The 7,659-nt window shown below is 72.1% G+C and carries 4 protein-coding genes; 2 read left to right on the top strand and 2 right to left on the bottom strand.

Annotation, left to right across the window (positions count from 1 at the left end; genetic code table 11):
- Positions 1-125: 125 nt before the first annotated feature.
- On the bottom strand, positions 126-2,342 hold the full coding sequence (locus ACFXGX_RS17540; protein WP_384791370.1) for a polyribonucleotide nucleotidyltransferase: 2,217 nt from the start codon (positions 2,340-2,342) through the stop codon (positions 126-128).
- 362 nt (positions 2,343-2,704) lie between these two features.
- The gene (rpsO, locus tag ACFXGX_RS17535) at positions 2,705-2,995 is read right to left on the bottom strand and encodes a 30S ribosomal protein S15 (RefSeq protein ID WP_081219736.1); all 291 of its coding nucleotides are present in this window, start codon (positions 2,993-2,995) and stop codon (positions 2,705-2,707) included.
- 264 nt (positions 2,996-3,259) lie between these two features.
- Here rpsO and ACFXGX_RS17530 point away from each other — a divergent pair, with 264 nt between their 5' ends.
- Together ACFXGX_RS17530 and ACFXGX_RS17525 are read left to right on the top strand one after the other, a co-directional pair.
- A complete protein-coding gene (locus ACFXGX_RS17530) occupies positions 3,260-3,556 on the top strand; it encodes a DUF397 domain-containing protein (RefSeq protein ID WP_384791366.1) in 297 nt (98 codons plus the stop codon).
- Between the two features lie 397 nt (positions 3,557-3,953).
- Complete coding sequence (locus tag ACFXGX_RS17525; RefSeq protein WP_384791363.1) at positions 3,954-7,595, top strand: SCO5717 family growth-regulating ATPase; 3,642 nt, start codon at positions 3,954-3,956, stop codon at positions 7,593-7,595.
- The last annotated feature ends 64 nt before the right edge of the window (positions 7,596-7,659 follow it).

Below are 7,659 nucleotides of genomic sequence, written 5' to 3'. Positions count from 1 at the left end.
GGGGGGTGGGGGGGTTTTGGGGCGCGGCGCCTCGGGGGGGTTGCCGCTGTGGGGGTGGTTTGGGTGGGGGGCCGGGCCCGCTCCGAGCGCGAAAAGGCGGGCCGTCGTCGTGGAGCTACTCGACGTCACTGGTCGGTGTCGTCCTTCTTCTCATCGTCGCTTTCGCCCTCGATCACGGGGATCAGGGAGAGCTTGCCGCGGGAGTCGATCTCGGCGATCTCGACCTGGACCTTGGAGCCCACGCCGACAACGTCCTCGACGTTCTCCACGCGCTTGCCGCCTGCGAGCTTGCGGATCTGCGAGATGTGCAGCAGACCGTCCTTGCCCGGGAGCAGCGACACGAACGCGCCGAAGGTCGTCGTCTTCACGACGGTGCCCAGGTAGCGCTCGCCGACCTCCGGCATGGTCGGGTTGGCGATCGAGTTGATCGTGGCGCGCGCGGCCTCGGCCTGCGAACCCTGGGCGGCACCGATGTAGATGGTGCCGTCGTCCTCGATCGTGATGTCGGCGCCGGTGTCCTCCTGGATCTGGTTGATCATCTTGCCCTTGGGGCCGATGACCTCACCGATCTTGTCCACGGGGATCTTGACGGTGATGATCCGCGGGGCGTTCGGGGACATCTCGTCCGGCGTGTCGATCGCTTCCATCATCACGTCGAGGATGTGGAGGCGGGCGTCGCGGGCCTGCTTGAGGGCCGCGGCCAGGACGGAGGCGGGGATGCCGTCCAGCTTGGTGTCGAGCTGGAGGGCGGTCACGAACTCCTTGGTGCCGGCGACCTTGAAGTCCATGTCGCCGAAGGCGTCCTCCGCACCGAGGATGTCGGTGAGGGCGACGTAGTGCGTCTGGCCGTCGATCTCCTGGGAGATCAGGCCCATGGCGATGCCCGCGACGGCGGCCTTCAGCGGCACACCGGCGTTGAGCAGCGACATCGTGGACGCGCAGACCGAGCCCATGGACGTCGAGCCGTTGGAGCCGAGGGCCTCGGACACCTGCCGGATCGCGTAGGGGAACTCCTCGCGGGTCGGCAGGACCGGCACGATCGCGCGCTCGGCGAGCGCGCCGTGGCCGATCTCGCGGCGCTTCGGGGAGCCGACGCGGCCGGTCTCACCGACGGAGTACGGCGGGAAGTTGTAGTTGTGCATGTAGCGCTTGCGGGTCACCGGGGAGAGGGTGTCCAGCTGCTGCTCCATCCGGAGCATGTTGAGGGTGGTGACGCCCAGGATCTGGGTCTCGCCACGCTCGAACAGCGCCGAGCCGTGCACGCGCGGGATGGCCTCGACCTCGGCGGCCAGCGTACGGATGTCCGTGACGCCGCGGCCGTCGATGCGGACCTTGTCCTTGATGACGCGCTCGCGGACGAGCTTCTTGGTCAGCGCGCGGTACGCGGCGGAGATCTCCTTCTCGCGACCCTCGAACTGCGGGAGCAGCTTCTCGGCGGCGATCTCCTTGACGCGGTCCAGCTCGGCCTCGCGGTCCTGCTTGCCGGCGATGGTGAGCGCCTGGGCGAGCTCGCTCTTGACCGCGGCGGTCAGGGCCTCGAAGACGTCGTCCTGGTAGTCCAGGAAGATCGGGAACTCGCCGGTCGGCTTGGCGGCCTTGGCGGCGAGGTCCGACTGCGCCTTGCAGAGGACCTTGATGAAGGGCTTCGCGGCGTCGAGGCCGGCGGCCACGACCTCCTCGGTCGGCGCCTCGGCGCCACCCTGGACGAGCGTGATCGTCTTGTCGGTGGCCTCGGCCTCGACCATCATGATCGCGACGTCGCCGTCCTCCAGGACGCGACCGGCGACGACCATGTCGAAGACGGCGTCCTCGAGCTCGGTGTGCGTCGGGAACGCGACCCACTGGCCGTTGATCAGCGCGACGCGGACGCCGCCGACCGGGCCGGAGAAGGGAAGACCCGCGAGCTGCGTGGACGCGGAGGCGGCGTTGATCGCCACGACGTCGTACAGGTGGTCGGGGTTGAGCGCCATGATCGTGGCGACGACCTGGATCTCGTTGCGAAGGCCCTTCTTGAAGGACGGACGCAGCGGGCGGTCGATCAGACGACAGGTGAGGATCGCGTCCTCGGAGGGACGGCCCTCACGGCGGAAGAAGCTGCCGGGGATCTTGCCCGCGGCGTACATCCGCTCCTCGACGTCCACCGTCAGGGGGAAGAAGTCGAGCTGGTCCTTGGGCTTCTTCGAAGCGGTGGTGGCCGACAGCACCATGGTGTCGTCGTCCAGGTACGCGACGGCGGAGCCGGCGGCCTGCCTGGCCAGCCTGCCCGTCTCGAAGCGGATGGTGCGGGTGCCGAAGGAACCGTTGTCGATAACGGCCTCGGCGTAGTGGGTCTCGTTCTCCACTAGCGTTTTCTCCTCGTCTTCGTCCCGTCCTGCCCGTGTGGCAGGGGGACGGTGGCGGAGAGGCGCTCCTTCTCGTGCGGGCCGGTCTTCGATCGAAGCACCCGGGGCTCTGTCGCCCGGGGGCCACTACCGAGGACCGGCGGCGATGAGGCGCGCTTCTCCTCGTTCGTTGTCGTGAGATGCCCTACCCGGCGGGTACGGCGTCGTCACGCTGTGTTCGTACGTGCTGTTTCCTGCGTATTGCGTTGTGCTACCACACTACAAAGCGTCGGTGACACTCCGCACGTAGAGAGCTCCCTCGGCAGCACATACAGCAAAAGGAGCGGTCCCCAGGATGTGGGAACCGCTCCCTTCACGGCGTCCTACTTGGCGCCGCCGGCCGCACCGCGGCGGATGCCCAGGCGGTCGACCAGCGCACGGAAGCGCTGGATGTCCTTCTTGGCCAGGTACTGAAGCAGGCGGCGACGCTGGCCGACCAGGATCAGAAGACCACGGCGGGAGTGGTGGTCGTGCTTGTGGGTCTTGAGGTGCTCGGTCAGGTCCGAGATGCGGCGCGAGAGCATGGCGACCTGGACCTCGGGGGAGCCGGTGTCGCCCTCCTTCTGACCGAACTCGCTGATGAGCTGCTTCTTCGTAGCGGCGTCAAGCGGCACGCTTACTCCTTGTAGTCTCGTGTCTGCCACCGAGTGCCCCTGGTCGAATTCTCAGGGGAGCTTCCGTGACTCGGAAGGCGGGGATCCGCTGGGCGCGGCCTCCAGAGCAGCGCTCCGGGGGTGCGTACACAAACGGCCGTTTCACAGGGTACCAGCCTGGCCGGATACGTCTGTCCGGGTCCGCGAACCTTCCCGGACGGCGTGGACCAGGCCACTAGGGTGACGGCAGAGGTCATTCATACGTGGGGAAGGGGCCGGCGGAACATGGCCGAGGAAGCGGAGAACGACGTCAGGGCGCGCAAGGAGCGGGAGAAGGACGAGCTCTACGCACTCGACATCTCGGGCGCCGAATGGCAGAGCGCGCCGGGCACCGAGGAGCACGAGGAGCGGGTCGAGATCGCCCACCTGCCCGAGGGCGCGGTGGCCATGCGGTCCTCCCTCGACCCGGGGACGGTCCTGCGGTACACGGAGGCGGAGTGGCGGGCCTTCGTGCTGGGCGCGCGGGACGGCGAGTTCGATCTGGAGCCGGCTCCGCACGCGGGTGGTCTGCCGACGGAGTAGCGGGACATCGGGAACCGGGGCCGGTGCGGAGAGTCTTCCGCGGCGGCCCTTTTGTCTGCCCGGCCGTACCGCAAGTGGCCTTCCGGGTGCCATTGTTTGTCCGCTTTCGGGGTGAATGGTGAGCGTGCGTAGGCCACTTCTGGGCAGGGTGTGCCGTAACGGGCTGCCGCGGTGCGGTGGACGGGCCTGCCCCGCGAACAGTCATGGTGATTAGGCTGGGACCGGGCGCGACGCCTGAACCCGTGGACGGGGGGCTCGCGTTATCCGGGGAGCCGGTCAATTCGGGCGGTCTCGTACGGACTTCGGGCGGCCTCGGTCGTCCGTGGACGTCAACGGACGACAAGCAGACGGTCGACCCGGCACGGCTTGCGGGTGCTCGACCACACCAGGAGGAATTGTGAACAGCGATCGGGACGGGATCCGCGGGGGCTGGGCCACGCCCGGCGATGACCAGTCCGACGCCGAGTCCGCCGTCGAGACGACGGGCGAGTTCACCATCGACTACGCGCCGCCGGCCTGGTACACGCAGAACGCCTCGCACGGTTCCGGGGATACGGGGGGCACGGGCGACTCGGGGGACTCGGACGGTCCGGTGGGCCCGGAGGGCTCCGGGGAGTCCGACGGTCCGAGGGATGCCGAAGGAGTGAAGGACGCCGGGGAGCGGCAGGAGTCGCCGGGTTCCGAGGCTGCGGTGCCTACGGGTGACTCGGAGGACGCGCCTGCCGCCGGGGACGGGCCGACGGCGGCTCCGGTGACCGGCTCGGCGCCCGTCACCGGTCCCGAGGACGGGCCCGCGGACGTCCGGCCGCCTGCCGCACCGCCCCATGTCGTACCGCCTCACGCGCCCGCGACGGCGCCCGCTACGGCTCCGGTCGGCGAAGTCGGCGGCCCGACCGCTCTGCCGAACCTCCCCGCGGGCGGGTTCCCCGCGCCGTGGACACCCACCGCTCCGGCCGCCGTCGTTCCCGGCACCGCCTCCGACGCAGGGGATTCCGGGAACGGCGACCTCGAGAGCGGCGCGACCATGCGGTTCTCCGCCGTCGCGCTGCAGCGTGAGATCGCGGAGCGGACCGCTTCCGAGGACGCCGGGGCCGCGGAGGCGCCCGTCGCGGCAGCCGGCGGCGAGGACGCCCGGACCGATGGCCCGGCCGAAGCCGGGAACACCTCCGCGGAAGGCGACGACCGGGCCGACGCGGGCACGGTGCCCGGCGAGGACGCGGCCGAGGCTGCGGGCGCGCCCGTGGCCTTGGCCCTGGTCCAGCCGGACGACGCCGACCGGTCCGGGCAGGTGGCTCCCGCCCAGCCCGTGGACGAGCCCGCCCCCGTGCCCGTCGTCGATCCCGTGCTCGCCTATCAGTCGCTCGAGGCGGCCTCCCAGTCCCAGCGCGTGGGCGTGACCGACGTGCCGGTGGCCGCCTCGGCCGACGCCGTCGCCGCTCCCGCCGGCTCCGAGTCCCCCGGGGCACCGGCCGCCGCCCCGGCCGAGACCGACGGCGCAGTCCGTACGGATGTCGGTACGGACGCCGGTACGGACCCGGGTGCGCACGACGCCGCCGAGTACGAGCTCCAGGACGCCTCGTTCCAGGGCAGCGAGCCTCAGGACACGGGGCCTCGGGACAGCGAGCCCCAGAACGCGGTGCCCGTGGTCCGGCCGCACGAGCCCGAGGGTGTGCAGGACGCGCCTCCCGCCTGGGCTCCGCCGCCGCTGCCGCAGGGTGGGCTGCCGCCGTTGCCGCCCTCCTACCAGCCCGCGGCACCCGCGCCGGCCCCGCAGTGGCCCGCCACGACGGAACCCGCGCCGGCCCCGCAGGGCCAGGTACCGCACCAGGCGCACCAGGCGCCGATGCCGCAGCAGGCACCCGTGGCTCCGGCTCCGGGCCGGCCCTTCCAGGCCCCTGCCGCACCGGCCCCCGGCCAGCCCTTCCAGGCCCCCGCGCCGGCACCTGCTCCCGCCCCCGGCCAGCCCTTCCAGCCCCCGGCCGCACAGGCACCGGCCCCCGGCCAGCCCTTCCAGCCCCCGGCGCCGCAGGCCGTGCCGGCTCCCCCGCAGGCCCAGCCCGCGGCAGCGCCCGCCCCGGCCGCGCCGCAGCCGGGAAGTTACGGGTTCCCGCAGTCCGGCGCCCAGGACCCGGCGCCCGCTCCGCAGGGCGGCTACGGCTTCCCGCAGCCCGGCGCGCCCGCTCCCGCGACCCCGCCGGCCCCGGGCTACGGCTTCCCCCAGCCCGGCACCGCACCCCAGGACCAGCAGGCAGCCCACCCCGCCGCCCCACAGGCACCCGGCTACGGATTCCCGCAGCCCGCCCCGGCCCCCCGGCCCGCGCCGGACGCGGTGCCGCCGCAGACCCCCGCTCCTGCCCCTACGCCCGCTCCCGCTCCCGCCCCTCAGCCGGGCTACGGGTTCCCGCAGTCGCAGGCCCCGGCCCAGCCCGCGCCGACCCCGGGCTACGGCTTCCCCCAGCCCGGCACCGCACCCCAGGACCAGCAGGCAGCCCACCCCGCCGCCCCGCAGGCACCCGGCTACGGATTCCCGCAGCCGGCGCCCGACTCGCCCGCCCCGCAGCCCGGTTACGACCTCGCGCAGCCGCAGGCCGCCCCGGCCCACCCGGCACCGGCACCGGCTCAGCAGCAGCCTCCGTACCAGCCGGGCCCGCCGCCCGTGCAGGAGCAGCCCGCCGCCCCGACCGCCCCCGTGGACCCGCGGACCGGTACCGCCTGGCCGCAGCCCGTGCGGCACGATCAGCGGCAGCCGACCAACCCCGGTGCGGCCCCGCTCGGTTACACCGCGGCCGTGGAGCTGTCCTCCGACCGGCTGCTCAACAACAAGCGGCAGAAGGTCAAGAGCGGCCGTCCGGCCGCCGCGCAGTCCCGGTTCAAGCTGGGCGGCAAGAAGGAAGAGGCCGAGCGGCAGCGGAAGTTGGAGCTGATCCGCACTCCGGTGCTGTCCTGCTACCGGATCGCCGTCATCAGCCTCAAGGGCGGTGTCGGCAAGACGACCACGACGACGGCGCTCGGCTCCACGCTCGCCACCGAGCGTCAGGACAAGATCCTCGCCATCGACGCCAACCCGGACGCCGGCACGCTCGGCCGCCGGGTGCGTCGCGAGACCGGCGCCACCATTCGTGACCTCGTGCAGGCGATCCCGTACATCAACTCGTACATGGACATCCGGCGGTTCACCTCCCAGGCGCCCTCCGGGCTGGAGATCATCGCCAACGACGTCGACCCGGCCGTGTCCACGGCCTTCAACGACGAGGACTACCGGCGCGCGATCGACGTCCTGGGCAAGCAGTACCCGATCATCCTGACCGACTCCGGCACGGGTCTGCTGTACAGCGCCATGCGCGGGGTGCTGGACCTCGCCGACCAGCTCATCATCATCTCGACGCCGTCGGTGGACGGGGCGAGCAGCGCCAGTACGACGCTGGACTGGCTGTCTGCGCACGGGTACGCGGATCTCGTGGCGCGGTCGATCACGGTCATCTCCGGCGTGCGCGACACCGGCAAGATGATCAAGGTCGACGACATCGTCAGCCACTTCGAGACGCGCTGCCGCGGTGTCGTGGTCGTGCCGTTCGACGAGCACCTGTCGGCCGGCGCCGAGGTCGACCTCGACATGATGCGGCCCAAGGTGCGCGAGGCGTACTTCCACCTCTCCGCGATGGTGGCCGAGGACTTCGCGCGGCACCAGCAGTCGCACGGGCTGTGGACCAACGACGGCAACCCGCCGCCGGTGGCCGCGCCGCCGATGCCGGGTCAGTACGTTCCCGGGCAGCACGTTCCGGGACAGCCCGCGCCGGGTCAGGCCCCGCCGCAGCCCCAGCCCCAGCCCCAGCAGGAGGAGCTGTACGGCCGGCCGGGACAGCCCTACCCGCCGCAGCCCGGTCAGCCCTATCCGCAGGCGCCGGGACAGGGCTACCCGCAGCCGCAGCCGCCTCAGCCCGGTCAGCAGTACCAGCCGGGTCAGCCCTACCAGCCCGGTCAGCAGTACCAGCCGAACCAGGGGCAGAACCCGCCGCCTCCGGCGCCCCCGCAGCAGTAGCGGCCGCCGGACACCGCCGGGGAGCCGGCATACGTGAAGGCCCGCACCGTCCACGGACGGTGCG

The organism is Streptomyces sp. NPDC059371 (genome assembly GCF_042751995.1).
In the GTDB taxonomy this organism is placed as follows: domain Bacteria; phylum Actinomycetota; class Actinomycetes; order Streptomycetales; family Streptomycetaceae; genus Streptomyces.
This window is presented reverse-complemented; position numbering and strand designations above follow the sequence as displayed.

Excerpts from the sequence above, each read along its gene's own strand:
- ACFXGX_RS17530 (WP_384791366.1), top strand. The coding sequence starts at position 3,260 with ATGGCCGAGGAAGCGGAGAACGACGTCAGGGCGCGCAAGGAGCGGGAG.